Origin of the sequence: Novosphingobium aromaticivorans DSM 12444 (assembly GCF_000013325.1) — a bacterium.
Classification (GTDB): Bacteria; Pseudomonadota; Alphaproteobacteria; order Sphingomonadales; family Sphingomonadaceae; genus Novosphingobium; species Novosphingobium aromaticivorans.
The window spans coordinates 656645-682839 of sequence record NC_007794.1 but is presented as its reverse complement, the minus strand read 5'-3'; the positions used below and the strand labels follow the sequence as shown (position 1 = coordinate 682839).

At 63.8% G+C, this 26195-nt stretch carries 32 protein-coding genes and 1 tRNA gene; 19 read left to right on the top strand and 14 right to left on the bottom strand.

Annotated features, from left to right (window positions below; all coding sequences use genetic code 11):
• Positions 1-83: 83 nt before the first annotated feature.
• The 9 genes from SARO_RS03205 to SARO_RS03165 are packed head-to-tail and all read right to left on the bottom strand — an operon-like array spanning position 84 to position 6964.
• Complete coding sequence (locus tag SARO_RS03205) at positions 84-1706, bottom strand: DNA primase family protein (protein WP_011444303.1); 1623 nt, start codon at positions 1704-1706, stop codon at positions 84-86.
• Positions 1703-3421, bottom strand: coding sequence for a DNA primase (gene dnaG / locus SARO_RS03200; RefSeq protein ID WP_011444302.1), 1719 nt, complete (start codon positions 3419-3421; stop codon positions 1703-1705). Before dnaG ends, SARO_RS03205 begins: the two co-directional genes overlap by 4 nt.
• A gap of 4 nt (positions 3422-3425) precedes the next feature.
• Positions 3426-3623, bottom strand: coding sequence for a hypothetical protein (locus SARO_RS21305; protein WP_011444301.1), 198 nt, complete (start codon positions 3621-3623; stop codon positions 3426-3428).
• Positions 3624-3639: 16 nt separating this feature from the next.
• Positions 3640-4887: a DNA polymerase III subunit beta gene (gene dnaN, locus SARO_RS03190; RefSeq protein ID WP_011444300.1), complete on the bottom strand. Its 1248-nt coding sequence runs from the start codon at positions 4885-4887 to the stop codon at positions 3640-3642.
• The gene (locus SARO_RS03185) at positions 4884-5243 is read right to left on the bottom strand and encodes a hypothetical protein (RefSeq protein ID WP_011444299.1); all 360 of its coding nucleotides are present in this window, start codon (positions 5241-5243) and stop codon (positions 4884-4886) included. The genes dnaN and SARO_RS03185 overlap by 4 nt, the downstream gene beginning before the upstream one ends.
• Complete coding sequence (locus tag SARO_RS03180) at positions 5240-5806, bottom strand: hypothetical protein (protein ID WP_011444298.1); 567 nt, start codon at positions 5804-5806, stop codon at positions 5240-5242. Before SARO_RS03180 ends, SARO_RS03185 begins: the two co-directional genes overlap by 4 nt.
• On the bottom strand, positions 5803-6270 hold the full coding sequence (locus SARO_RS03175; protein ID WP_011444297.1) for a phage regulatory CII family protein: 468 nt from the start codon (positions 6268-6270) through the stop codon (positions 5803-5805). Before SARO_RS03175 ends, SARO_RS03180 begins: the two co-directional genes overlap by 4 nt.
• A complete protein-coding gene (locus SARO_RS20925; RefSeq protein WP_157042416.1) occupies positions 6270-6665 on the bottom strand; it encodes a hypothetical protein in 396 nt (131 codons plus the stop codon). The genes SARO_RS03175 and SARO_RS20925 overlap by 1 nt, the downstream gene beginning before the upstream one ends.
• A 35-nt stretch (positions 6666-6700) precedes the next feature.
• Positions 6701-6964, bottom strand: a complete 264-nt coding sequence (locus SARO_RS03165) for a hypothetical protein (protein ID WP_143005035.1) — start codon at positions 6962-6964, stop codon at positions 6701-6703.
• A gap of 91 nt (positions 6965-7055) precedes the next feature.
• Here SARO_RS03165 and SARO_RS03160 point away from each other — a divergent pair, with 91 nt between their 5' ends.
• The 3 genes from SARO_RS03160 (at position 7056) to SARO_RS03150 (ending at position 8640) form a co-directional block, all read left to right on the top strand.
• Positions 7056-7664: a S24 family peptidase gene (locus tag SARO_RS03160; RefSeq protein ID WP_234007401.1), complete on the top strand. Its 609-nt coding sequence runs from the start codon at positions 7056-7058 to the stop codon at positions 7662-7664.
• Complete coding sequence (locus SARO_RS20525; protein WP_011444293.1) at positions 7661-8317, top strand: HIRAN domain-containing protein; 657 nt, start codon at positions 7661-7663, stop codon at positions 8315-8317. Before SARO_RS03160 ends, SARO_RS20525 begins: the two co-directional genes overlap by 4 nt.
• Positions 8318-8406: 89 nt before the next feature.
• Positions 8407-8640: a hypothetical protein gene (locus tag SARO_RS03150; RefSeq protein ID WP_011444292.1), complete on the top strand. Its 234-nt coding sequence runs from the start codon at positions 8407-8409 to the stop codon at positions 8638-8640.
• Between the two features lie 74 nt (positions 8641-8714).
• Here the strand turns inward: SARO_RS03150 and SARO_RS03145 are convergent, their stop codons facing one another.
• On the bottom strand, positions 8715-9047 hold the full coding sequence (locus SARO_RS03145) for a hypothetical protein (RefSeq protein ID WP_041550038.1): 333 nt from the start codon (positions 9045-9047) through the stop codon (positions 8715-8717).
• Positions 9048-9169: 122 nt separating this feature from the next.
• Here SARO_RS03145 and SARO_RS03140 point away from each other — a divergent pair, with 122 nt between their 5' ends.
• The 13 genes from SARO_RS03140 (at position 9170) to SARO_RS03080 (ending at position 17460) form a co-directional block, all read left to right on the top strand.
• Positions 9170-9622: a hypothetical protein gene (locus SARO_RS03140; RefSeq protein ID WP_011444290.1), complete on the top strand. Its 453-nt coding sequence runs from the start codon at positions 9170-9172 to the stop codon at positions 9620-9622.
• A gap of 486 nt (positions 9623-10108) precedes the next feature.
• Positions 10109-10465 carry a hypothetical protein gene (locus SARO_RS03135; RefSeq protein ID WP_011444288.1) on the top strand — a complete coding sequence of 119 codons (357 nt, stop codon included), beginning with the start codon at positions 10109-10111 and terminating at the stop codon, positions 10463-10465.
• On the top strand, positions 10462-11535 hold the full coding sequence (locus SARO_RS03130; RefSeq protein WP_011444287.1) for a DUF6551 family protein: 1074 nt from the start codon (positions 10462-10464) through the stop codon (positions 11533-11535). The genes SARO_RS03135 and SARO_RS03130 overlap by 4 nt, the downstream gene beginning before the upstream one ends.
• 20 nt (positions 11536-11555) lie before the next feature.
• Positions 11556-13013: a ParB/RepB/Spo0J family partition protein gene (locus SARO_RS20090; protein WP_011444286.1), complete on the top strand. Its 1458-nt coding sequence runs from the start codon at positions 11556-11558 to the stop codon at positions 13011-13013.
• A 3-nt stretch (positions 13014-13016) separates the two neighbouring features.
• Positions 13017-13334, top strand: a complete 318-nt coding sequence (locus SARO_RS03120) for a hypothetical protein (RefSeq protein ID WP_011444285.1) — start codon at positions 13017-13019, stop codon at positions 13332-13334.
• 3 nt (positions 13335-13337) lie between these two features.
• On the top strand, positions 13338-13853 hold the full coding sequence (locus SARO_RS03115; protein ID WP_011444284.1) for a hypothetical protein: 516 nt from the start codon (positions 13338-13340) through the stop codon (positions 13851-13853).
• Positions 13854-13856: 3 nt separating this feature from the next.
• Positions 13857-14543, top strand: coding sequence for a hypothetical protein (locus SARO_RS03110; protein ID WP_011444283.1), 687 nt, complete (start codon positions 13857-13859; stop codon positions 14541-14543).
• Complete coding sequence (locus SARO_RS03105) at positions 14540-15061, top strand: MmcB family DNA repair protein (RefSeq protein ID WP_011444282.1); 522 nt, start codon at positions 14540-14542, stop codon at positions 15059-15061. The genes SARO_RS03110 and SARO_RS03105 overlap by 4 nt, the downstream gene beginning before the upstream one ends.
• Positions 15061-15681, top strand: a complete 621-nt coding sequence (locus SARO_RS03100) for an MT-A70 family methyltransferase (RefSeq protein ID WP_011444281.1) — start codon at positions 15061-15063, stop codon at positions 15679-15681. Before SARO_RS03105 ends, SARO_RS03100 begins: the two co-directional genes overlap by 1 nt.
• The gene (locus SARO_RS03095) at positions 15678-15998 is read left to right on the top strand and encodes a hypothetical protein (protein ID WP_011444280.1); all 321 of its coding nucleotides are present in this window, start codon (positions 15678-15680) and stop codon (positions 15996-15998) included. Before SARO_RS03100 ends, SARO_RS03095 begins: the two co-directional genes overlap by 4 nt.
• A gap of 3 nt (positions 15999-16001) precedes the next feature.
• Positions 16002-16223 carry a hypothetical protein gene (locus SARO_RS03090; protein ID WP_011444279.1) on the top strand — a complete coding sequence of 74 codons (222 nt, stop codon included), beginning with the start codon at positions 16002-16004 and terminating at the stop codon, positions 16221-16223.
• Between the two features lie 3 nt (positions 16224-16226).
• The gene (locus SARO_RS03085) at positions 16227-17378 is read left to right on the top strand and encodes a tyrosine-type recombinase/integrase (protein ID WP_011444278.1); all 1152 of its coding nucleotides are present in this window, start codon (positions 16227-16229) and stop codon (positions 17376-17378) included.
• A gap of 8 nt (positions 17379-17386) precedes the next feature.
• Positions 17387-17460 (top strand) — tRNA-Gly (locus SARO_RS03080).
• A 93-nt stretch (positions 17461-17553) separates the two neighbouring features.
• On the opposite strand, the gene SARO_RS03075 is transcribed toward SARO_RS03080, so the two are convergent.
• The 4 genes from SARO_RS03075 to SARO_RS03060 all read right to left on the bottom strand — a co-directional run bounded on the left by SARO_RS03075 (position 17554) and on the right by SARO_RS03060 (position 22799).
• A complete protein-coding gene (locus SARO_RS03075) occupies positions 17554-18171 on the bottom strand; it encodes a hypothetical protein (protein ID WP_011444277.1) in 618 nt (205 codons plus the stop codon).
• 28 nt (positions 18172-18199) lie between these two features.
• Complete coding sequence (locus SARO_RS03070; protein ID WP_011444276.1) at positions 18200-19195, bottom strand: sterol desaturase family protein; 996 nt, start codon at positions 19193-19195, stop codon at positions 18200-18202.
• Positions 19196-19342: 147 nt separating this feature from the next.
• A complete protein-coding gene (locus SARO_RS03065; RefSeq protein WP_011444275.1) occupies positions 19343-20287 on the bottom strand; it encodes an MBL fold metallo-hydrolase in 945 nt (314 codons plus the stop codon).
• Between the two features lie 85 nt (positions 20288-20372).
• The gene (locus tag SARO_RS03060) at positions 20373-22799 is read right to left on the bottom strand and encodes a TonB-dependent receptor (protein WP_011444274.1); all 2427 of its coding nucleotides are present in this window, start codon (positions 22797-22799) and stop codon (positions 20373-20375) included.
• A gap of 619 nt (positions 22800-23418) precedes the next feature.
• Between SARO_RS03060 and SARO_RS03050 the strand changes: the two genes are divergently transcribed.
• Genes SARO_RS03050 through SARO_RS03040 form a run of 3 tightly spaced genes read left to right on the top strand, consistent with a single transcriptional unit; the run spans position 23419 to position 26159 of the window.
• On the top strand, positions 23419-24501 hold the full coding sequence (locus tag SARO_RS03050) for a putative urea ABC transporter substrate-binding protein (RefSeq protein ID WP_011444273.1): 1083 nt from the start codon (positions 23419-23421) through the stop codon (positions 24499-24501).
• 39 nt (positions 24502-24540) lie between these two features.
• Positions 24541-25356: an ABC transporter permease gene (locus tag SARO_RS03045; protein WP_011444272.1), complete on the top strand. Its 816-nt coding sequence runs from the start codon at positions 24541-24543 to the stop codon at positions 25354-25356.
• Entirely contained in the window at positions 25353-26159 is an 807-nt protein-coding gene (locus tag SARO_RS03040; RefSeq protein ID WP_011444271.1) for an ATP-binding cassette domain-containing protein, read from the top strand. The genes SARO_RS03045 and SARO_RS03040 overlap by 4 nt, the downstream gene beginning before the upstream one ends.
• Positions 26160-26195: the final 36 nt, after the last annotated feature.

The following is a 26195-nucleotide window of genomic DNA, read 5'->3' as shown; positions in this document are numbered from 1 at the left end:
TCTCGCTGACAGTTGTCCGAATAGTTCCCCCGACAGTTTAACCGGCCGATTTCGGCCAAGGCCGATGGGGGGTGCGGGGGGCGTCACGGCGCGCCGAAGGGGTCGCGATTGTCAGCGTCGAAGCGCGCGACATCATCGTCGAAGGTGTCGCGGCCACTGGTGGACAGCGCACCGCCACCCAGCTCATCAACGCGCTTGAGGCGGATGCCCACACGCTCAACCTTGCCGGTCGAATTGTTCGGAACGCGATAGATCTGCGCATCGTTCAACTGCCGCCCAAAAGTCGTCTGGGTGATGATCTTCGTTTCATCGTCGCCGCGATCTATGCAGAATTGCCGGAACGCCTTGTACAGCGGCGTCGCTTCCTCGCGGGCTTCAGGATCGGACAGGTCGCAGTGTGAGGCGATCCACTCGCCCATGGCCGAGCTGGCAGACCAGAAGCTCGCCGTCGCGCGCTTGGCGGCCTCCGGCTCCGGCACAACGCGTTCATTCAGCCATTCGACGCAGCCCTTGATCATCCAGTTGAGAACGCCCGATCCTTCTCCGATCAGGCGTGCCTTCACCAGGTGCACCGGCTCATCAGCAACACCAGGCGTGACGCCGAACTGGACAACCCAAGGATAGAGCTTGAAGCGACGCCTGAAGCCGCGATCGTCGCTCGGTGCCTTGGGCAGGCCGTTGCACTCGGCGATGAGCTGCCAGTGCGGCGTAAAGCTCAATTCCGTGGTCGCATGCACGCCACGCGCGATCATCTCGCTACCCGTGGCCTGCTTGATCTTCTGGCCGTCCCACGTGCTGTTCTTCTTTGGTTCGTCCATCACCACCAGGCGGACGTCGCCGGCAAGACGCACGATGTCGCTCTGAGGCCCGCTGCTCTGCTGAGTCGGTCCCTCGAGGAAGGTCTTCGGGTCGGCCTTGCGGGCGTACATGCCATGGAGCTGGCAGACGACGTCATTGGTGACGGACTTGCCGTCCTGCCCCTTGCCTTGGAAGATGTAGAACGCCTGGTCGGATATCAGCGCAGTCAGCGTCATGCCGTAGATCCGCTGCAGGGCAGTCCGCTGCACCGGATCATGGTGCATCACTTCCATGCGCTCGATCCATGCCTTCGCCTTGGCTGCGGCATCATAGGCGACGTTTGCCACCTGCATGAACCGATCGTCTGGCCGGTGCCCCTTCTCGAAAACGTGGCTCCAAGTCCCGGCGTCATCCTGGACGAACCGCAAGGTTCCGTTGCTGCAGTGGTAGGCCATGGGCTGCGCATCGAAGTCGCGCTGCCATACCTGTGTGACGAACGGACCCTCATCACCGTCGCGGAGCCCCTTGAACTGGTTCTGCATTGCAGTCGTCTTGGCGGAATCGCCCGACTTGATCGACCAGGTCCAAAGCTGTCCCGCTCTTTCCTCGGCCATCTCTTTGGAGAACTTGCGCCCATAGACCTCGGCCAACTCGTCAGCCGTGCATTCGCGCAAGGCGTGCGCCTCGTCGCAGATCTCGACCGCTGCCTTCTGGGCAAATGCCAGCGCGCGCATCGGACCTTCGTCGGCCGACCAGCGGATGCCATCGAAAGCGATCCAGCAACCCTTGCCGCCGGCGCCATCGGCCAACCACAACAGGCGTCCGTTTGCTGCCTCGAACAGCCGGCGCGCATTGCCAAGATCATTGGTCGGAAGGCGCGAACGCTCGAGCAAGGAAAGCCGCTTCATACTGCGCTGGCCCTGGCATCGATCAACGCATGCACTGTCGCGCGCCGCTTCACCTGCGCGCTGGCGCCCCGCGGCGTGCCATCGATCAACTGCGGCATCATAGCTTCGGTCATCGGCCCCCTGATCCCCAGCACGCGGCGGTAGAGCACGCGTTGCATTTCATCTTCCTCGCGCTTGGCCGGGCCGTGCTTCATGTCGGACTCGATGTCCGCCACTGCGGCGCTGATCGCCTTCTTCTGGAACCCGGCGAGTTCGGCCATCTTCATCAGGTCCGCGATCTCTTCGTTGATCTCGCGCCGTTCCTCGCGCTTCTTGAGCACCGCACGCACCAGCGCGATCAAACGCCGCTGGCTGTCGGACTCGCTTTCGGGAAACACGTATTCGCCGTCCTCGGCCGCGACCACCGCATGCAGCGGCTCTGCCTCGTGGACCTGCGGCAGCGCAGAGATCTCGCGCTCGAACCGGGCACGCCATGTGCCAAGGTACTGGCACCGCGTCTCCTCGTCGGCGATCTCCCCGGCCAGCGCGGCCAGTTCTGCCCACACCGCGGCCGTCTGCTCTGGCGTCGGATTTGCGCCCGCCTCCGCGACGATCGCATCGAACAGGAACGTATGCAGCGGAAGGGCTTCGGTCACGATCGCTTCGATGGCGCGCCGGCCCATGCCGGTGGCGTCCATGTACAGCAGCTCGTCAGGGTCCTTCCCGTCAGGCAGCAATGCGATCGCCAGCTCGCGCCCGGGCCCGATACCCGGGATGGCCGTGCGGCAGGCCCGCACCGCAGCCTTTTGCCCTGCGGAATCGCCATCGAACAACAGCACCGGCCGGTGATGAAGCCGCCAGCAACGTACCAGCTGCTCTTCCGTCAGCGCGGTACCCATCGGCGCAACACAAGCGGCAAAGCCCGCCCTGGCCATGGACACGACGTCGAAATAGCCTTCGACGACGATCAGCCGGTTCTCTGCACCCGGCCGCGCCGCTGGCGCCGCACGATGCAGATTGAACAAGGTCCGTCCCTTGTCGAAGATCGGACTATCGGGGCTATTCACGAACTTCGGCGTGTCGCGACGTCGACCAGGCCAGACGCGACCGCCGAACCCGACGAGGCGCCCGCGCGCATCGTGGATCGGAACCGTGACGCGATCGTGGAACATCTCGCGCAAGGATCCATCTTCGCGCTGGCTCAACAGGCCGGCAGCCTGCCCGATCTGCCGACCGATGCCAGACCCGCGCAATGATCCGTCCATGCCACGGGCGTAGCCGATGCCGAAGATCTCCAGATCCATCGGCGTCATGCCGCGCCGCTCGAGGTACTGCATCACGGCACCGGCCTCGCGCAGTTGGCCCACGAAGATGCCCTGCGCGATGTCCAGAGCCTCGCGCACCGTCTCGATCTTGGCAGAACGTTCGCGCTCCTGCGGCGTCGGCGCCGGCACTTTCATGCCCGCCGCGCTCGCCAGCTCGCTCACAGCGTCGATGAACTGCAGGCCACGCTGGTCGATCATCCACCGGATGGCATCGCCGTGGGCGCCGCATCCGAAGCAATGATAGAAACCCTTGGCATCGTTGATGGTGAAGCTCGGCGTCTTCTCGCCGTGGAACGGGCAACAGGCCTTGAACTCGCGACCTGCCTTGTCGATTTTCAGGGTCTGCGCGATCAGCGCGGACAGTGTCGTGCGCGATCGAAGCTCGTCCAGGAATTGATGCGGGATGGCCATCTCGTCACTCGGCCGATTGCGTGCCCAGGATCGCGCGAATCCTGTCGAACTGGGCAAGCGCGCGCGGAAGATCAGCACGCGGTGTATCGGCCGCGCATTCCATCGCCAGCTGCGCCAGCGCCGCAATCTCCCGCGCCTGGGCATACGTTTTCCACCGCGGCACGCCACCGCGCGCCGGGCCGATATCGGATTGAACGCTCATGTCAGGCTCCCGCCAATCAGACCCGCAAGGGCATCAGCACTTGGACCAGCGCAGACTCGCCACCTTCCGCCTCGATGCGGCACGGCCCACCTGCGTCGGTGAACTTCATCAGGACCTTGTCGGTCGCCACCGCGCTCAGGCAGCTGCGCCAGTAGTCCCCGTTGAAGCCGATGGTCAGCGGCTCGCCGGCATACTCGCAGGCGATCTCTTCCATCGCGTCGCCAATCTCGGGCGAGGCGGTGGAGACGATCGCCTTCTCCGCGCCATCCAGCTCGAGCTTCACCGCACGCGTCTTGTCGGAACAGACCGCCGCCACCCGCTTGATCGCGGCCAGCAACGCTTCACGATCGACCGTCAGGAAGCTCGAGGGGGCCGAGGGTATCACCCGTGCATAGTCCGGAAACGTGCCATCCACCGTCTTGGCGATCAGCGTGACCTCTCCGCCATCGGGTGCCGGCATGGCCCAGTAGATCACCCTGCCGTTGCTGTCGGAATCCACCTCGACCATCGGCCGGCTGCATGCCTTGTCGGCGTCGTCGCTCGTCGAAGTATCGACCTTGCCCGCGGCATCGAGCAGCTTGTCCAGTACGGCCACCGTGCGCCTGCCGATGATCACGGCAGGAAAGGATGCCGCGCCGTCGGGGCCGTCCTGGACCAGGCGGGCAAGCCTGTGACCGTCCGTGGCGGCAAAGCGCTGGTCCAGATCTTGCGGATGCATGTACACGCCGTTGAGGTAGTAGCGCGTCTCTTCGGTCGAGATCGCATGCTCTACACGGGCGAACACGTCGCGGAGCGCGCCAGCGGCGATGCTGAAGCTATGCTCGAAGTCGGGGCGCGTCGGGAACGGAAAGTCGTCTACCGGCAGGCACGCCACGCGAAACCGGCTTCGACCGGCGGTAATGGTTACCCGGCTTTCCTTGTCCGTAGGGCCTGCCACCGTCACCATGGCGTCGGCATCGATCTGCTTCACGATCGCCAGCAGCGCCCGGGCCGGGACGCATGTTGCGAAGGGCCGGATCGATGCCAGCCATTCCGCCGAATTGGGCTCACGGTCCGACGTCGGCAGCGAACGAATGATCCACTGGTCCAGGTCGCAACCCGTCAGCGTCAGAACGCCGTCACTTGCCTCCATGCGTACGGTGTTCAGGATAGGAATGGTGTCCTTCCCGCCCGCCGGTGTCACTTCCACGACGTCGGCCAATGCCTTGGCCATAGCCTTCGCCGCAATCCGGAAGGCGGGCTTGCGCTTGTCGGTTGCGATCACTGCGCAGCCCTCCCTTCATGAAGACCCTGCTCGAAGGCTTCGATCTCGATGGCGATCTGCTCGGCCGCCCATTTGGCGCGGGCATGGGTATCCGCTCCCTCGCCCATCTCCGGGTGCTTGTCCGCGATCGTCAGCGCCGCGGTCCGCCGCCCAGCAAGGAAGGCAAGGATATCCGCTCGCTCCTGGATGCGGCCCATGACAACCGCTTCGATCGGCGACACCCCGCCCATGGCTGCCAATTCGGCAACCATGTCGACTGCGGTGGAAACCACCGCGCCGCTATGGACTCCGTCGCCCAGCAAACCTGAAACCCGCGCGCGCACTGCAGCGGCAAGCGCCTTCCTATCATTGCTCACCGCCCGTTCTCCTTGATGTCCGCCGTCCACCGGCCCGTTTCCACGATCTTCGCGCGCCGCTGCGCATTGCCGGCACCCACGTGGTGCAGTTCGACCAGCCCCGGCTTGACCAGCTTTTCGCGCAGCAGGTACCGGGCTTGCTCGGCCGTCTCGAGGCCAGCGAACTCGGCCAGTTCCGCATTGCTCGGACAGGGCCGTCCAAGGTTGGCCGCGCGCACGAGCATCAGGAAAATGCGGCCTTCCGGAGTCTCGCGGAACTGGTCATCAACCTGCACCCGGCGGCGATCGGCTCCCGCCTCGCGCACCACGGGCCGCTTGCGCCGCACGTAGTACAGCAGCTCGCGCGTCTCCTGGTCGCGCATCTGGACCAGGTCGACTTCGCCAGTGCTCGCCCAGTCGCGCACCAGGATGCAGACCGCTTCCTTCTGATCCAGACCCGGGCCGCGCGCGTAGACGCGCTTCGCGCCTTCGCTCGCCTTCAGGAACCACGCCTCGAGCTGGTCCTTCGGGACATAGAGGGTCGAGTGGGCCGGCGCGACCTTCCGCCCGGAAACATGGCTCACTGGCCTTTCTCCCTGATTTTCATGAGCACTGCGCGGTAATGGGCGCTTGCACGGTCGTGCTGATCGAGTTGCCGAAGGATGCCCTCCGCTTCGGTCGGGTCGATGTGGCCGTCGTTGGCGATTGCCTCACTGGTCAGCCCCGATACCTCCCCGACTTCCTGCGCCAGCTTCATCACCAGCCAGGGCGCCGTGCCTTCGTCGGCGTGCGGATCGATGTGCGGAACAAACATGCCGCCAAGCTCGCGCGCATAGGCACATGCGATCGGCGGCAATTCGCCCTTCGCCATCGCGACCTCATCCATCGCCAGCGCCTTGTCGAGCGGCGGGAAGGCGGCATGGTTCAGGTTGTTCCAGTCGCCCGCGACCGAGCGAGACCGGTCCGTTGTCGCTGCGGCGCCATCAACACCGGAGCAGCTGGAGATGGCGGCGCGAACGGCGCGCTTCAGACGGGCCAGCGCCGACATCATGCTTCACCTTCAGTTCGATTGTGGGGGAAACCTCCGCCGAGGCCCTTTTTGAGAGCCTCGGCATCGGTCACGTTCGCATTTCCACACACGAACGAAAGAACAGGCCAGCCATGGACATCGACAATTGCGACATCGAATTCACTTGCCAGTGCGGCCATGAGTTCACGGAGAAGCTGGGTGCACTCAAAGCCGAGAACGGCCTGCGATGCCCCGCCTGCAATCTTGAGGTGACTGCCACCGACGAGAGCTTCGCCAAAACTCGGCAAGACATCGAAGCGGCCACCCAAAGTCTTGCAAAGCAGCTGGGGAAAGCTCTCGGCAAGGGCTTCAAGCCGCGTTGATTGCTCCAGAGCTGTTGCAAGGCTCTCCACGGATCGGCGCATCGACTGCATGCAAGCGCCGCAGACGCTCATCGTTAGGGCCGCCATTAGGCCGCGCCCCGCTCGGACAAGTCGTTGATTTGTCCGGTGGCGGATTGGTCCGATGGAGCAGTATCAACACCGGTATGTTCACCGTCCCCGCGATACTCATCCATGAACCTGCGCACACGCTCGACCGTGCTCATCCTCACGTCGCGTCCAGCGCGCAGCTGTCGGACGAAATGACGATCGCCAAGTGCTTGTTGCCCCAAAGCGGTCGCGCTCAGCGCGTGTCGCTCGAGGAACTGCTCAATGTCATCCAGTAGCGTCATGCCGACACTCTTAAAGTGTGACATTGCACACCGTCAAGGTGTGAAACTTCCCGACTGCTGGGTTACCCCCCGAATGTGTGATACTTCACACATGAGCAAGTTCGACATCGATGCGTTCCGCACTCGGCTGCAAAGCCTGATGGACGAGCACAAAATAAAGCGGAAACCGCTAGCCAAAGCTGCGGGCCTAGGGGAAACCTCGATCCGCGATATTTTCGATAGCAGCAGGAATGACGTGCGCATCGGCACACTGGTGCGCCTCGCCGACTATTTCCAAATGTCTGTCGATGAATTGATCGAAGAGCCCGAAATGCGCCTGGCTGGTCGAGTCGGAGCTGGTGGGCAGGTACTATTCGAGGCAGAAGATTCTCACTCGGGACCGACCGTTCCCAAGCCGCCGGGCGCAAGCGCCGCAGTAATGGCGCTGGAGGTTGTCGGCACGTCTATGCTTCCGAAGTACGAAGATGGCGACATCGTTTACGTTCGCAGGGATGTGGACGGCATACCAAGATCGGCGATCGGTGAGTACTGCGCGGTGAGAACTGCTGAGGGCGGCACCTACCTGAAAATTTTGGCCAAAGGCTCCGAACCGGGGCGTTTCACTCTCAGATCACTGAACGCTCCGGACATGGAGAATGAGGAAGTGGTTTGGGCCGCGCCGGTATTGTGGGTCAGACAGCGACCAGCGAGGGCAATTTGAAGATCTACCCGGTAGGACTCGCAGGCGAAGTAAACTACCAAGAAGGCATTCTCCGATCTCATCCTGGTGAAGCTGTCCGTGTATACCACGAACGCGACAATCCTTACGACAGTCGAGCTTTACGGGTTGAAAACAATGTTGGCGATGTCATCGGCTACATTCCGAGATCCTCCTGGCTGCAACGAGCAGTCCACGAAGATGGATTAGGTATTGCTGCCACGATCAAGGCCATATCTGACGGGGACGGACACGGTGTTTTCGGCGTCGTCCTCGACGTCACATTGACGGATGATCCGATTTTCATTCGAGAGTTTTCTTCTAGCCCCAGAAAAAGGGGGAAGAGTGACGCCAAGAGTCGCGCCATCGAGCCAACCGGAGACGAACGCGCACTCGCGTTGGCGACTGGGCTGATTGCAATGGCTACCGTGCCACTGAACTGTGATTGTGGGAGGTCATACAGCCACAACTACAAGGGATTACGGGACGACAGCGTATTGAAATGTCCGTCCTGCGACACGCTAGCGGACGTGTCCGAGGCAGTCCTATTTCGCTTGGACGCCGAGCTTCATGCACTGCTGCTACAAATGCTCGCTCACGAAGGCCTTCCACCCGTCGACGCCGATACCGTGAGGGCTTTGCGCTTGGGCGCCTAACAAGACGGTGTGCTATTGCACACTTTATGGATTGACGAGGTGTGCATTGTCACACTAGTTTGCCTCCCGCAACACCACGGGAGGCACCAATGCTTCGCACACCTACAGATTTCCCGTACGTCGGCTCTACGGCGTTCGTTTCGCCTAACGCTGATCAGGTCCGCATCCTGCAGCACAATGCCAACGGGACCGTGCTGGTCGCGTTCGTCCGCCATCCCGCCGACCGCTCGGCCAGCGACACCCGCACGGTCGATCGCAACGAGATCTTCGCCAGCGTCGAAGCCGCACTGGGCAAGCGTCCCCGCCGCCGGAAGGCCGCGTGATGCAATGGGATGGCATCCGGGTCCTGCCCGCGACAGGAGACGCGGCGGCATCGCCGCTCCGCGATAGCAGTGCCTCAGCCGACTTTACGGGCCAATGCGCCCAATGCGGCTGCCAGCTTGATGAGTTGGTGTGCGTCGAGCCCGATTGCGACGGGTGCACCGTCGAAATCGAAAACGAGACGTGCCGCCATGTCTTCTCGCACAGGGTCTGCAATCCAGCAGTCAATCGGCACGTTCATAATCGTGGGCGGACCTTCTTCCGAACTAGCTCGCGCAAGCTCGCCCGAGGCAAGGGCGATCAGCTTGACGCCGGTGGTGATCGCGCAGACCGGCTCCATCACGAATCCATCTCTCACACCGTCCGCATCGGTGCACCAAGCTCCGATCAGCCCGTCAGCCGCCTTCATGGCAGGCGTGACGTTACCAAGCATGCCCAAGCCCAAATTAATTCCCCTTCGCTGGTCTGTTCCCCTGCCAGCGTAGCCGAAGCCGGGGAGCGCGCAACGCTTCCCGGCGGAAGGCAAGCGCAATGACGCCGGTCACCCGCCTCCCGCTCGCCGCATTGGCCGCCGCGGAGTTTCGCAAGCGCCAGCAGCGCGCGCGGGAGATCGTGCGGAACGGCGGCATGCGCGCGCTCCAAGCGGACAAGCACCTTCGCCCGTGGCTGGCTGTCGCATGCCTCTGCGGCGCTGATCTGCCGGAGCTTGAGGAACCCTTGCGCGTACGCCGCCAGGACGGCAACGAGGGCGAGGCGCGTTGGCTCGCAGCCGACGACATCTGCCCGCGGGCGCACTGGGTTCCGGTGCTGGCATCCGCGCGTGACGAAGCCTTCAACCGCTGGCTGGCCGATAGCCAGAACGCGGCACTGGCACAGGTCGCTTCCGGCATTCAGCGGATTGCCTTGCACCTTCGCCACGATATCAATGGCGTCCACGTGCCGCCTTATCCCGGCTTCGCGCCGCCCGAGAAGGCAGCCGCGTGATGCTGGACTCACCCTCCTTTGGCACAGCGCGTTCAACTCTGGACGCTGTTGCCCACACTCGGGAGCCGGCCCTTCGGGTCGCGTCGGCAGAGCCGGCTCCCGTCCTTTGTGAGACCCACGGCATCACTGATCGCGATCGCCGCGACTTTCGCATCCTTCTTCTCGCCATGCCGGCGCTGGCCGCCATCGCGGCTTCATTGTCCGCGATCTGCGCGGCTGTGATTTCCGGACAGCCCGCATGATCTACCCGGCCGATCCCCCGCCGCCCGGTTGGGCGCACAGCCTGCGCCAGCTCGCTCTTCCGCTGCTCGCCCTCGTCTTGGGCGTAGCGATGTTCGTCCGCACCGTCTTCTTCTGAGAGATCCGCCATGGTCGCGCATGTCGTCATTGGAATTTCCACGCTCGTGATCGGCTTGAACGCTGGGTTCATCGCAGGCGCCTGCTGGCATGCGATCCACGTGGTCGCGTCCCGTCGTGGGGGTCGCAATGGCTGAACCCCACTGCCCCCGCTGCGATGACACCGGCTTTTGCCATCACGCGAGCTTCCGCATGTATCCCTGCGCGCCCCGACAGGAAGCGCGCGTCGCGATCGCCGCGGCCGAAGCTGCGGCCAATGCTGCCGCCGAGCTGCTGCGCTTCGCACGTGAAGGCGAAGATAGCAGCTGCTTCGCCTTTGCCGAGGAAACCGTCGCACTCCTGGCCAGCGCCATGCAGGCGGCGCTTCGCCTCGAATATCCCCGCGCCTGCATTCTCGCGGCCGAACACGAGGATCAGACCTCGCCCGAGGCGATCAACCAGATGCTCGGCGCGCTCACCCGCTTTCTCGAGGTCTTCGAACCATGATCGCTCCCGTCCAGAACCGCGTACCATGCGGCCCGCAGGTTGGCGCGCCGCCCAGCCTGGAACAGATTCCCGTCGATCGACTGGCGGTTGACCCAACCTATCAGCGCGCGACGGACAGCCCCGCCTCACGCCGGATCATCGTCGGCATGGTCAAGCGCTGGGATTGGTCGCTTTGCCAGCCCCTCGTCGTATCGCGCAGGAGCGATGGTAGCCTGCTGATCCTCGACGGTCAGCACCGGCATGCCGGCGCAATCGAGCGGGGCGATATTCATTTCCTGCCGTGCGTCATTCTTTCCGCGTTGGGCTTGGAAGGAGAGGCAAAGACGTTCGTCGAGCTCAACACCAAGCGCCAGCGACTTACCCAGGCCGAAGTGTTCCATGGCATGCTCGCTGCCGGCGACCCGCAGGCAAAGGCCGTGGCGGATCTGATCGCGCAGACCGGTTGGACCGTCCGCAAGGGTAGCAACACGGCCGCATACAAGGCGGGCGATCTCGAATGCGCCCCGATGCTGGTCAAGGTCTACGCCTTCAAGGGTGAAGCTCCCGTCCAGTTCGCGCTGACCGCCCTGCGCGCCGCCTATCCGGACACGCCCGTACGGCAGTCCGCAACCTTGCTCAAAGCGCTCGTCGACGTGTTCGACACGATGCTCGACGATCCGCTGCCCACTACCAAACTGATTGCGGCGATCGGCGCCGTGCAACCCGACACCTGGATCAGCCGCGGCATCATCCACCGCGAATCCTTCCCAGCCATGTCCCATATCGCCGCGATCGCCGCCACCATGGTGGCTGCGGCCAAGGGACAGGAGCCGCCGAGCGCCCGCCCCCTCCCGACGAAGGCCACCCCTGTTGCGCCAGTGGCAGCGCCCCGCACCGCGCCAACGCCTGCGCCGGCACCGAAGCCCGCCACGCTCGCACCAGCCCCGCGCCCGCGCGCTGCCACCAAAAAGCTGGCCACCGTCTTCGGCACCAGCGGCAAGGGCTGGTGCGAACAGTGCGACCAGCTTGTCAGCCGCGAGAAGGCCCGCGCCTGCACCGACCGCTTCTGCACCGCCCGCGCAGACGCCTGAAACCAGCGAAAGGCAAATCCATGTCGATCACTACCCTGCCCCTTAGCTCGCTCATCCTGTCCAAGCTCAACGTCCGCCATACGGAACGCGACGCCGATATCGCCGCGCTCGCCGACGACATCGCTGCGCGTGGCCTGAAACAGAACCTGGTCGTTATCCCGGCCCACTTCCTTACTGGCGAGGCCGAGGCCGACTGGGACAGCAAGTGGGAAGTCATTGCCGGCGGCCGTCGCTTCCAGGCGATGCAGCTGCTCGTGGCGGATGGTCGGCTACCTGCCGATCACGAAGTGCCCTGCCTGCTGGAAGATCGCGACGACGCCAGCGAGACCTCATTGTCGGAGAACCTGCATAAGGTCGCAATGAACCCGGCCGACGAATTCGGCGCGTTCAAGGCGATCGTCGACCAGCGCATGTCTCCCAAGCACGGCGAGAGCGAGGCCACCGCGATTGCCTACACCGCCAAGCGTTTTGGCAAGACGGTCAGCTACGTCGAAGGCCGCATGCGCCTCGCGGATCTCTGCCCCGACGTGCTCGAGGCGCTGCGAACCGACAAGATCGGACTGGAGGCGGCGAAGGCCTATGCCGCCACCACCGATCACGCGCTGCAGCTGAAGGTGTTCAAGGAACGCGAGAAGGACACGTGGAACGGCCACAAGCCCAGCACCATCCGCGATGCCATCCGCAACCGAACCTTGCCGCTCGACCACGCCCTGGTCGAGTTCGTCGGCCTCGTCACCTATCAGGCCGAAGGCGGACGCATCGAAGGCGAGATGTTCATGGGCGCCGAAGGCCAGCAACGCGTGGTCGACGTCACCCTGCTCGAAAGCCTCGCCAGGAAGATTGCAGAAGCGGCAATCCCCGCGCTCATCAAGGAACACGGCTTCAAGGAAGGCCTCTACGCGCCGGGCCAAGGCATCGGGTACTATGCTAAATGGCCCAAGGCCCCCTCCGGCTACATGAAGAACTGGGGCGACGTCGAAGGCCTGAGCAAGGCCAAGCGCAAGCAGCTGGTCGGCGTCTACGCGCTCGACAAGGATCGTGAGGACGGCGTTACCAAGGTCTCCCTGATCGGCACCTATAAGCCCGAGGAAAAGCAGGCACCGCGCGAAGAGCGAGACTGGGAAGCCGAGCGCGCAGCCAGCCAGCGTGCCTACCAGGTCGGCATCCTTGCCGCCCGTCTGGCCGTACCCCAACTCACCGGTGGCCTTCTGAAGGATACCGAGCTCGACGGGCGCACCTTCTGGCCGAAATACTCTCCCCGTCTGGTCGACGAAGATCCGGATGATGAGAACTTCAAGCTCGTCGCCATGATGATCCGCGTGCCTGTTGCCGACATCGAGGCGAACCGCGCAGAGGCCGAACGCCTCTACGACGAGGAACTCGCTGCCGAGGAAGCCGCACGGGCCGCGCCACAGTCCCAAGACGATGACGAAGACGACGGCGCCGACGAACTGGTGACCGACGAGGCGGAGGGCTGAACGATGGCCGATTTTACTCCCTCCAAAGCGCTGGCGGACGTCACAACCGAGCGGCAACGCCAGATCGAAGTCGAAGGGTACACCGCGCAGCATGATGACGAACATGACTGCGACGGCGCGCTGTCTCGCGCGGCAGCATGTTACGCGCTCGCTGGCATAGAAGGCGGCAGTGGCCCCTTCTACGTAACCCATCTCCAAACACCAAGGCAGGTCTGGCCGTATCGGTGGGAATGGAAGCCCAGCGATCGGCGCCGCAACCTGGTGAAAGCCGCTGCGCTCATCCTCGCCGAGATCGAACGTCTCGACCGCAAGGAGGGCTGAGCGATGTCATATGCACGCATAGACCACGCCGCATGGGTCGAGGACAACAACCGCGGCTATAACCAGATGTACGCCAAGCGCCGCTCATGGAAGCCAGCGCCCGAGAAGCTGACCGACTTCCAGGCTAAGGTCATGGATATCTGCGGAATGGTTGGTGGCGGGATCTACAACGCCCCGATCAACTGGGAAAAGGTATCGTGGGGCGTGGGCCACAATCACTCGGGCATATTCGTCCCGTGGAGAGATGGCCGCATGTCCACCTTCGACTTCTATCCGCTGACGTTGCTGGTGCTGCTCTGCCATGAAGCGCGCATCCGCTGCGAGATCCGCGCCAAGTCAGCAGGTCACTTCGAGCTGTCGTTTTTCCAGCGCAGCCACGAAGGCGGCATGGCACTTCGGCACCCCAACATTGACGAAGCCGTCGCAGTCTTCCGCGAATACCTGCCGGACGATCACCGCATCCGCTACCGGTTGCCCGAGGTGCAATCCGAGCCAGCGCTCGCCGTGGCGGAGGGCTGAGCGATGGCTGACAAGGGCATCATCTTCTCGGATGCTATGGTGCGCGCCCTGCTGGACGGCACAAAGACACAGACCCGGCGCCTGTGCGCATGGCCCAACAACCCGAACACCCCACAGCTGACATACATCGTTGCCTGTGATGAGCCGGGCTGGTTCGGTGACGAGGAAGGTGAAGTGCAGTTCCGCGTGCCTCATGCGCAGGGTGACCGGCTCTACGTGCGGGAAGCGTGGTCGGTGCGCGGCACCTATACCGACGTCGTCGAGGTTGGCTATCGCGCCAGCGCGAACCGCAGCCACACGGAGTTCGTTGAGCAGTGGCCGGTCGGTGACGCCATCCCCGGCAAGGGCAGCTGGCCGCAGTGGCCAAAGTACGGCCCCTCAATTCACATGCCTCGCTGGGCCTCCCGTATGTGGCTCCAGATCACCGATGTCCGCGTGCAGCGACTTCAGGAAATTAGCGCGGCGGATTGTCGCGCAGAAGGTCTTGAGCGGGGCGCGGTCGGTGGACTCCTTCCGGCGTACCGTGGGTCTGCTGATCTCGAGTGGCGCATCTATGCGGACGACGCTTACCACGATCTCTGGGACAGCCTGCACGGCGAGTCCGGCACCAGGTGGGCCGACAACCCGTGGGTCACCGTCTACACCTTTGATGTGCACAAGGGAAACATCGGCAAGGCAGCGCGCGGATGACCGCAGACGACATCCTTGCAGCGCTGATCAAGCGCGCTGGTGACGACATATTCGCCACTGAGCTGTCCATGTCCGGCCGCGATCGGCGTTGCGATTTCTGGACTATCAGCGCCAACGGGTCGGCCGGGTTCCATGCGATTGCGTACGAGATCAAGGTTTCTCGGCAGGACTTCATGCGCGACCATGCTGTGAAGCAGCGCGAAGCACGTCTCTATTCCGATCGGTTCTTCTACGTCACGCCGGCTGCACTCGTGCGCAAGGACGAAGTACCGGACTGGGCGGGACTGATCGAACTAGATGGCGACAAGCTGCGGACGATCGTGCCTGCTCCGATCCGTGACAAGGATGCGCCAAGTTGGCAGTTCGTCGTTTCGCTGATCCGAAACTCAGGCCAGCTCCATCGCGACCAGGACACTCTCAAGAAGCGGATGCTCAATGCTGAGAGGCAGGTTCGTGATGCGACCAAGCTGCTGCGCGAAGCAGGGCTCGAGCCTTGGAAGTTCGGGATCTTCGGTTGATGGATACCCCCTTTGCCTCTCTCGCCGGCAAGCGCTTCCAGCTGCTCTACGCTGACCCGGCATGGCAAACCGTGCTCTGGTCCGGCGCACAGCGTACGCCAACGCAAAAGCAGGGCGAGGATCATTATCCGACCATGTCGATCGACGACATGAAGGCCCTGCCCGTAGCGGAGATCTCCGCCAGCAACGCCGTGCTCGTCATGTGGGCGATCGGTAGCCACCTAGATCAGGCGATCGAGCTCGGGCGCGCGTGGGGCTTCGTCTACGTCACGGACCTGTTCTACTGGGCCAAGCAACGCCAGCTGCGCCCCAACCAGGCGGACCTGTTCACCGACGACGTGCCGCCCTGCCCGATCGGCATGGGCAAGTACACGCGTAAGCAGGTCGAACCCTGCCTGCTGTTCAAGCGAGGCAAGGGCCTGCGCGTGCTGGATCACGGCGTCCCCCAGCTGATCGTCGAACCGAAGCGCGAACACAGCAGGAAGCCGGACAGGGTCTATTCGGACCTTGAGTCTCTCTTCGGCTTCTTCCCCCGCATCGAACTCTTTGCTCGGTCCACGCGGGAAGGCTGGAGCAGCTGGGGCAACCAGGTCGGCAAGCATGGCGAGGTCACCGCGTGATCCTGGAACCGATCCTTGACTCGCGGGTGGTCGACTGGGGCGAGCAGCAGCGCGCTTACGATCGCGCGCTTCGCCAGCACCTGGCCGACGTGCCCGACCCCGAGGAGTATGCGATCTGCCTGCCGCAAGACGTGCGATGCGCCCTCGCGGCGGCCGTGATGCGCCACGAAGGGTGCTACGCCTATCCTCAGGACATAGCACTGCTACGCCCGTTGGGCTTGTGCGACTTCTCCTCCGACCGCCACCGCGGCCGCCTGCTGACCGCATTCGGCATGCAGGTCCGCAAGGCTGTCCTCGCCATGATGATGGGTGATTGAGCCATGGCATCGCAAGCTACCCGCAACGTCGATCGTGAGCCGAAGGGCTACCCGCAGAAGGCCAAGGTCCGCGCGGCCGTCGAATACGCGCGCGAAGCTGGACTTGACGTGTGTTCGATCAAGGTATCCCCTGACGGCTCGATTCAGGTGTTCGACACCCGCGCCTTCCCAGCTGTTCCGCGCGATGAATGGGAAGCATGGGAACAGAGCGGCAAGCTGGGGTAAGCAATGTCCGTGGCCGGTGTTCACTTCGTTCGCTCCGCCAAGTCGGGCAAGCCGATTCGCTGGTACATCTACGCCTGGCGCGGCGGGCCGCGCATCCGAGTAGCGGAACAGGCAACCCAACCGCGCCTGACCAAGGCTGATATCGCCGCGATCGCCGCAGCACAGCAGGCTAGCGACGAGCCGGCGGATACCGTCAAAGGCCTGTCCACCAGGTGGCAGCGGAGCCGCGAATGGAAGGCCTTCGCCGAATCCACGCGCAGCCTGTGGGGCGACTGCTGCACAAAGATCGAGGAAAAGTGGGGCAAGGTCCCGCTTCGGGTCTTCGGAGATCCGCGCACCACGTCGAAGATCGTGAAGTGGCGCGATGAAATGGCGGACGCAAATGGCCTGCGAACCGCCGACGAGCATGTGAAGGTGCTGTCCATGATGGCCAAGTATGGCCTGCTGCAGGGCCTGATGGCGTGCAACCCCGCGCAGCCGGTGCCGCGCCTATGGAAGGGCGGCAATCGCGAGGAGATCATCTGGCTCCCGGAAGACTGTGCTGCTTTCGATGCCGTCGCCCCACAATGGCTGGTCGACGCGCGCAAGCTGGCCGAGTTCACCGGTATGCGACGCGCCGATCTTTGCGCCCTGCGCCGGGACGAAGTCTTCGACACACATATCGGACGAACGGCCAAGAAGAAGTCGGCCGGCAAGCGCCAGCGCACGGTCATGCCGATCATTCCAGGGCTTCGCGAACTGCTCGAGGAGCTGCGCGCCCGTACGCGCAAGCCCGGCATCGAAACGGTGTTGGTCGGGGCTCATGGCAACCCCGTGCAGCCCGCAACGCTGTCGGCCCAGTTCAACAAGTACCGCTCGCTCGCCAACGATGGCCAGGGCATCGTCCACCGCGCGGCCTACGACGACGAAGCGGACAAGGCGAAGCATCTCCACGATCTCCGCGGCACGTTCGCAACCAAGCTCATGACGCTTCCGGGTGGCGGGCTGACCGACGATCAGATTGCCAGCGTCATGGGGTGGAGCTCCGACCAGGTCGCCACAATCCGCAAAAGATACGTTGACGAAGCGGCCATCGTCGTGGCAATCGGCAAGCGCATTGCCGAGGCAGCTGTAAAACAGCCTGTAAAACGGCAGGGCAAGCAGGCACGTAAGTGACTGAAAATGCGGGTATAGCTTAGTGGTAAAGCCCTAGCCTTCCAAGCTAGTTATGCGGGTTCGATTCCCGCTACCCGCTCCAGCCTCTTTTCCAAAATCATCCCGACAGCTTCGTCGAACTCTCGACCAGCCGGGCATCAACTGCAGCCAGACCGTCATGCGGGCCCGAGGGGAATCAGCTTTCCTGCAGGCGCTTGCTGAAGAGTCGGTGAACCAGCTTCGCCTCCAGAATCCGTCCGACGGCATACAGCACCGCGAACAATGTCGCGAAGACATAGGCGGGCGTGGGAGACGGCATCTTGTCCTTCTCCTTGGCCTTGCCCGCAGCCTCGGCCTTGGGCATTTCCGGTGCGGGCGCGCCGAGGAACTTGTCGACCGGGTTGAGCCGCGGGACTGCGTCTTCCTTCTTCTTCGCATCCTTGGCACCGGCCGCTGCTTCGGCGGCAGGGCGCTCCAGCTTGCCGGCCAGGATGGTCAACTGGCTGAAGGCAAGGAAGAGCAGCGGCGCGAGGAAGCAGAACAGCAGCGCCCGGCTTGCCAGGCGGTAGGACAGAACCGGCCCCGCCGCATCGTGCTCGACGACAAGCACGCCGCTGTCGAAGACCGACATCCTGTCCTGCGCGGCCGGGTCCTTCTTGCTGAAGGTCAGCATGCGATCGGCACAGGCATGCGTGGTGCCGGGTTCATGGAACAGTGGATCGAGCCTGCCGATAGCCATCTCGGCGGTCTGGCCCGGAGCCAGTGGAATCCGGCCGCGCACGTTCCAGATCCAGTCTATGAAGTGCAGTTTCACTTGGCCTCCACGCACATAGTCCGGACTTTCATTCCGCAGGGACCGCCTCTGGCCCGGAATAGTTCCCGCGGCCGAAGCGCTCCTTCATCGTCTTCCACGCTTCGGTGAACGGGAACGTCATCTGCTCGCGAATCGACATGCGACGGCCGCCTTCCATGCCCAGCAGTTCGGCTTCGCCATCGACGCAGGTGCCAAACATGCGATCGATGAAGATGTAGGTGCCGGCATAGTTGCTGCGGCTCGCCTCGAAGTCGCGCGAATGGTGCAGGCTGTGGTGTTCGGTGGTGTTGAAAAGGAAGCGCCACCAGCGCGGCGTGTTGAAGCGGACATTGATATGCTGGTAAGTGCCGACCGCCATGCCGATGGCCCCGGCGAGCAGCGCGGCGCGCGGCAGGAAGTCGAAGAACCCGCCTATGCCCAACCCGATCAGGAACAGTTCCACCGGGTTGCCGACCGCGCCCTTGTTGATGTTAAGCTGGGTGATGTAGTGGTGGACCGAGTGGGTGAGCCACAACGGGTACCAGTTGTGCATCCCGCGATGCATCCAGTATTGCCCGAAATCGAACATGAACGAGATCACGAAGGCCTGCACCAGAAGCGGCCACCCCGTGAACCACGACAGCTTGTCCCAATCGAAGCTATGGCGCACCGCCGCGATCACCGCGCCGCTGCCGATGTAGTGTTCGACCAGGTCGAGCACAGTATAGCCCAGCCCGACGTAGAACAGGTCGGTCATCAGCTCCTTCCACGTCAGCCGCCAGCTTGCGTAGCGAGGATTGACCCACTCGAGCACCAGCAACAGCACCTTGAAGCCGATTCCGATACCGATGGCCGTCGATGCCTTCGCGATGGAATTCGGGGCATAGTACCAGAACAGGATCAGCGCGAAGAGCACTGCCGGCTGAAACCAGGTGAACACGAAACGCCTGATCGGCCCGCCCTCGACCCGAGGAATGTTCTCCCAGCCGATCGTCACCGGCGAATCCGCCCCGATGATGCGATTGCCTACGCGAACTCCGTTCATTCGACTTCCCTTGCTATGCCTGTCCTGAAGTTCCGACCCGGCCGAAAAGGCGACCTTTCCCGGCTGACGAAGCGTCCCGGAACCGCCCCATCACCGCCAGATGCCATTGCGGTATGATAGTCATAGACCTCATCTATGCCGCCCAGTTCATTCGGGCCGGGGAGCCACGGGATAGATAATGAAATGGTCATGGACCTGCGGCTTCTCGGGCACGTCGAGACTGGCCCTCAGTCCTGCATCCAGTTCCGCGATTGCGCTCGCCGGCAGTTCCAGCAGATGCTCGTCCGGATGAGTGGCCGCCTCGTGCGGGTAGTCGCGGCCGGCCGTGCGCGACATCTCGATGTGGGCGCCAAGCACCGCACGGATCGGATGACGTGCGGCAAACTTGGCCAGCCTGTCGACGCTTGCCCGGTTGTCGACGAGAAAATTGACCGGCACGTAAAGTCGACCGGGATAGAGCGTATCGCCCGAAAGCAGCATCTTCAGGCGAGGATCATAGACCATGATCGCGGCGGCCTGGTGGCCGGGCGTGGGCAGGATGGAAAGCGCCCGCCCGCCAAGGTCGAAACGGACGACCTCGTCAGGCCAGTGCCCGATCCCGAAGAAGGCGGCGACATCCGCCGGTTTGAGGCCGACGACCGTCGTATCCGGGCGAGCCTGAAACGCCGCGTCCCCGGCAACGTGGTCGCCGTGGCTGTGGCTGTGCGCGACGACCAGCGCAATCCGCTTGCGCTTGTGGGCAGCCAGCCACTCGTCGACCAGCCGGTCTACGGTCGGGCGGATCGAGCCGCCTTCCGCGCCGGTGTCCACCAGCAGGGCCCGGTCACGGCCGAACAGCAGATAGAGGAACGGCGCCTCGAAATTGCTGTGGACCGATTGCCGGATGACGAAGGTATCAGCGTCGAGCGCCTGGACTTGGGTCGCGGGCTCCGCGCCATTGGTCCCGTCGATCCAGCGTTCGGCGAACAGCGGGGGCGACTGCGCGCTTCCGACTGCCGCTGCCGGCGTTGCGGAAAGGCCCAGCGCCAGGGCGATCGCCGCCAGCAGCCGCGCGGGCTGGTGCCTTCGGCAAGAAGGTACAAGGCAAGCCATGATGGTGTTCTCCGTGCGGGACTCCCGACCGGAGCCCCTTGCGGCATCTGAGCGGGCGCGGAACGGCGCCGCGCCCGGCCTTCGGTCAGTACCTGAACCGCGCCTCGATCCCGACGGTGCGGGGATTGATCACGGTCCGCTTGTAGTAGCGCAGCACCACCCCGTCGTTCAGACCCACCCGCGAACGGTCGTTGGCAACGGAAGCCACCGCGTACTTGTCGAAGATGTTGTTGGCGAACAGGCCGATGCTGTAGCGGTCGGTATCGTAGGTCAGCGACGCGCGATGCAGGACGTAGCCCGGCAGCTTGTCGCCATAGGCTCTGTCCCAGCCAAGCCGCGTGACCACGTTGCCGCGATAGGTTGCGGTCCAGTCGGCGACGAGCTGTCCGTCCTTGAACGGCATGGTGTACGTCACGCCCAGGCTGCCGCTGTTCTTCGCGGATCCGGGCAGGCGATCACCCGCCAGCGCATCGAGCTTGGTCGGGGCACTGGGATAGGTTCCCGCCGGGTCGTTGACCGGAATGTTGTCGGGCACATCCTCGGTCAGGCGGGCGTTGACATAGGAATAGGTACCCTGGATCGACAGCCGGTCCACGGGGCGCAGCTGGAACGAGGTTTCGAACCCTTCGGACTTGGCCTTGCCGCCGTTGACTGTGATGCCGACGATTCCGTTCAACGTCGCGGAATCGACCTGGATGCCATCCCACTTGATCTGGAACACGTTGAAATTGAACGTCAGCTTGCGTTCGAAAAGCTGGGCGCGCAGGCCGATTTCCGCATTCCTGGTTGTGTCCGGCCCGTACTGCACTTCGTTCGGCAACCCGCAGGGAAGCTGCGTATTATTGATGTTGTCGCCATCCGGATCATTCGGCAGCGGGTTGGGGCAAGGCGCAACGCTGTTGGGGCCGCCAATGCGATAGCCCTTGCTGTAGGTGCCATAGAGCATGATGTCGGGCGTGAAGTTGAACGAGCTGTTGAACTTCCACACCCAGCCGGTCTTCTTGGCCGTGCCGCCCGCGGGCGTCAGGTCATAGGGGCTGACGGGGTCGCCGATGAGCGGAACCACCAGCGCCCCGGCGATCTTGGAGTTGTAGCCGAAGTAGCGCGCGCCGGCGGTGACCTGCCAGGCAGGCGTCACCCGGAACGTGCCCTCGCCGAAGATTGCCTTTTCGGTCACCTTGGACGTCACGTACGATGCGTATTCGACCTCGTCCGGATTGGGCTGCGTGCCGAATTCCACCCAGGGGTGGTTGGGCACGTGTTCGATATAGTCGCGGTGCCGCTTCTGCTGATTGTAGAAACCGCCCAGCACCCAGCTGAAAGGTCCGCCATGACGCGAAACCAGCCGGACTTCCTGGTTGAACTGCTTGCGCTCGTCTTCGCTCTCGTTCCAGCTCGAGAAGGCAGGGAAGGTTTCGTAGCCATAATCGAGATCGAGCAGCAGATCGGTGTTGTCGGACTGCGCCCGGTTTTTCACGGTCGTGTAGGCGGTCGTCGCAACGAGATCGGCGATGCCCCCGAGGTTGGCGTTGACTTCCATGCTGCCAAGGTGGGCGTGGCGGTTCACCGGCTCGACGTAACGGCCCGCGCTTTCGTACTTGCCCGTGCCCAGCACGCCGTTGCTGTTGTACTGCCCGCCGTCCGTCTTCGTCTGCTGGTAGGCATAGGTGAAGTTGACCTTGAGGTCTTCGTTGAGCTGGAACAGCAACTGGTTACGGGTGGTAAAGGTCCTCTCGAAGTTGAGGTCCTTGCGCCTCTTCAGGTTCGCCGCGTAATCCGCCTCGGTAACCCCGTCAGGGCCGCTGGGCTGCGGGAGCGAGACGCCCGGAGTCTGCAGCAGCAGCGGGTAGTCGATGAACCCTGGATCGTAGAAGTAACCGGTGGCCGAACGGAAGGCGATATGGTCCGTCACGAGCGGGATGTTGATCATCCCGTCGGCCTGGTAGCCAACCTGGCTGCTGTGGGACTTGCCATAGGCGCGGCCATGCGCCTCGGCTTGGTAGGCAGTAAGGTCGGGCCGGTTGGGAATGTTCCGGATGGCGCCGGCCAGCGTCCCCAGACCGTAAAGCGTCCCCTGCGGCCCGAGCAGCGTTTCGACGCGCGCGATGTCGAGCATCTTGAAGTCGTAGTAGATCGGGACTTCGCCAAGATAGACACCCAGCGAGTCGTCATACGACGCCCCGGTGGTGTCCGTGTCCGACGCATTGAGGCCTCGCAGGACGATCGTGCCGGTGGAACCCGGTCCGGTATCCGAAATGGTCATGCCTGGGGTAAAATCGGCGATGTCGCGCACGTCGTCGATGCGCTGCCGCGAAAGCTGCTCGGCGCCCACGGCGCTGATGTTGATCGGCACATCCTGAAGCGAGGTTGCACGCCGCGTGGCGGTAACGACGATCTCGCCCGAGCCTCCTGCGGGTTCACCTTCGGCGGCAGGTTCCTGCGCCCATGCGGAACTGGTGCCGACGCCCATGAGAATGGTCGCGCCCAGCAGCGTGTTTCGGATCATCTTCATGGTCACTTCGGCCCCCTAGCTGTTGTGCCTGTGGTTCGGTGACATCACTCCCCGGGGCGCTCGGGCAGGGCCGGCGCCTTATGGCCTCTTCGGGCCGTAGTTCAGCAATAACGCGGTCTTGCACGGGGCCTGGTACGGGGTCGGTCGATGTCGACTTTCGACCTGGCGCCGTCAGCACCCTCGATAGTTTCCCGTCCGCCTGTGAGTGGCAGGACATGCTCTACGGTATGGATATTACGGAACTGGTCAAGCGTAATAATTCCGCACCTGCTCAGTATGAACATATCGTATTCCGCATCGCACAAATCCGCGGTTTGCAAGCTATTGGCCAATTGCCCGCCGAGTTGGACGAGCACCAGGTCCTGCTCCCGCCACCAACGACTGAGCGCGAATCGCCCGCCTCACTGATTCGCCTCGGACCAGATCGCGAAACTCCCGGTTTCGCGTGCGCCCGCCAAGATGGACCTCGGAGTGCTTCGGTGGGACCCCACGGCCGGGTGGGCTGAGCCACACCATCGCGACCTGCGCGATATTATTACCCTTTTTTTCTTTGGTAATATTTTTCGATGGACAAGAAGGCATCGCCGAATGATGCTGCACTGCGAAAGGGGATCGAATCATGGTCACGCTGATTGGCAAGCTCGGTATGACGGGTCTGTTCGCGGGGGCGTTGCTGATCGCATCCTGCTCACCCTCTGGTGCGCCCCATGCCGAACCCCGCAAGGAGTTCAGCATAGGCTGGTCGATCTATGCGGGATGGATGCCCTGGCCCTATGCCCAGCAGGCCGGCATCGTGAAGAAGTGGGGCGACAAGTACGGCATCAGGATCAACGTCGTACAGGTCAACGACTACGTCGAATCCGTAAACCAGTACACCGCAGGCAAGTTCGACGGCGTGACCGTCACCAACATGGACGCGCTGACCATTCCCGCCGCGGGCGGCAAGGACACGAGCGCGATCATCGTCGGCGACTATTCCAACGGCAATGACGGCATCCTGCTGAAGGGCGGCAATTCGCTTGCCGACATCAAGGGGCGCGAAACATATCTGGTCGAGCTTTCGGTGTCCCACTACCTGCTCGCCCGCGGGCTGGAAAAGGCGGGTCTGAAGCCGACCGACGTCAGGACCGTGAACACCTCCGACGCCGATCTCGTCAGTGCGTTCAGCGCGCCTGACGTGACCGCCGCGGTCACCTGGAACCCGCAGCTCTCGGTGATGAAGGCTCAGCCCGGCGTCACCCAGGTCTTCAGTTCCGCCGACATTCCGGGCGAGATCGTCGACCTTCTGGTGGTCGATACCGCCACGCTCAAGGCCAATCCCGATCTCGGCAAGGCGCTGGCAGGCATCTGGTACGAAACCGTCGCCCTGATGCAGCGGCAGGACGAACAGGGCAAGGCTGCGCGGGCCGCCATGGCCAAGCTCTCGGGCTCGACCCCGCAGGCGTTCGACAGCCAGCTCAAGACAACGTTCCTCTATGGCGAACCCAAGGCCGCCGTCGACGCCGCCACCGCGCCCGCGCTCGTGACGACGATGACCAAGGTCCGCGATTTCAGCTTCTCGAAGGGCTTGTTCAAGGGCGCCGCCTCGGCCGATGCGGTCGGCATGGCCTTCCCCGGCGGCAAGACCCTTGGCGATCCGCAGCACGTCACCCTGCGCTTCGACGAAAGCTTCATGAAGCTGGCCGCCGACGGCAAGCTCTGAGCGCCGCGCCACCGTGGCCGAGGGAAGAAGGGAGCGATCATGCGTTGGGTAAACAGGCACGTCCGGCGGAACGACGGCCTCCTTCTCGGAGCCCTGCCGATCCTCGCGCTGGTGCTGATCTACCTGTTCGTCGCGGCGCAGCGCCATGCGGCGAACCCGATGGACAAGATCCTTCCCCTGCCCGCCGGCATGGCCAGTGCGATGTCCTCGCTGCTGTTCGAAGTGGACCCGCTGTCCGGGCAGTACCTGTTCTGGGCCGACACGCTCGCCAGCCTCCAGCGCCTCGGTCTCGGCCTCGGCATCGCGACGGCAATGGCCCTTCTGGTCGGGTTGGTCCTCGGAGTGCTGCCGCCGCTTCGCGCCACCATCGGCCCCCTCGTCACGGGCATTGCCGTGATCCCGCCGATCGCGCTGCTTCCCATCCTGTTCATCGCCCTGGGGCTGGGCGAGACGGCAAAGGTTGCGCTCATCGTCATCGGCATCGCCCCGGTCATGGTACGCGATATCGCCTCGCACGTGGGCGACCTCCCTCGCGAACAGATCGTCAAGGCGCTGACGCTGGGCGCAAGCTCCTGGCAGATCATGATCCGTGTCGCCCTTCCCCAGGCCATGCCTCGCCTGATCCACGCAGTGCGCCTTGCCCTGGGGCCGGCATGGGTATTCCTGATCTCCGCCGAAGCCATCGCCTCGGACGTCGGCTTGGGCTACCGGATCTTCCTGGTCCGCCGCTACCTGTCGATGGACGTGATCATCCCCTATGTCGCCTGGATCGCGCTTCTGGCCATAGTCATGGACGTGGCGCTCGCCAGGCTGAGCCGACGAGCGTTCCCCTGGGCCCATGGAGCAGGCCGGTGAGCGCGGTGGCCAACCCCATCCTCCGGCTCAGTGACGTCTGGGTCGAGTACGGCGACAAGATCGTGCTCGAGAAGGTGGGCCTCGACATCGAAGCCGGCTCGTTCGTCTCGATCGTCGGCCCTTCGGGCGCGGGCAAGAGCAGCCTGCTGCGCATCATCCTCGGGCAGGAGCGCCCGACGCGCGGGCAGATCCTCCTCGACGGCGCGCCGCTCGCCCCCGAATGCGGTCCCGATCGCGGCGTCGTGTTCCAGCGCTATTCGGTCTTCCCGCATCTCACCGCGCTCGACAACACCATGTTCGGCCTGGAATGCGAGAAGGCGCCGTTCATGGCCCGGCTGTTCGGTCGTGCGCGACAGGAGGCGGCGGCGAGGGCTGCGGAAATGCTGCAAGCCGTGGGCCTCGGCGACTCCATGGACCTCTATCCCGCGCAAATGTCGGGCGGGATGCAGCAGCGCCTCGCCATCGCCCAGGCGCTCATCAAGCGCCCGCGCATCCTCCTGCTCGACGAACCGTTCGGCGCGCTCGACCCCGGCATCCGCGCCGACATGCACGCGCTGATCCGGCAGCTCTGGCAGGACCGCGCCCTGACCATCATCATGGTCACGCACGACCTGCGCGAAGCGTTCACGCTGGGCACCCGCGTCATCGCGCTCGACAAGCGCCGGCACGACCCGCACGCACCGCACCGCTTCGGCGCGACGGCAGTCTACGACCTGGCCCTGCGCAAGGACACGGACGCCGCACCCGGCGCAGCCGCACCCGCAATCCCCGCCCAAGACGTTCACATCCACGAGGGGGCCTGACGTGACCACCGAACCTTCAAGCCTTGCCCGGCTCTC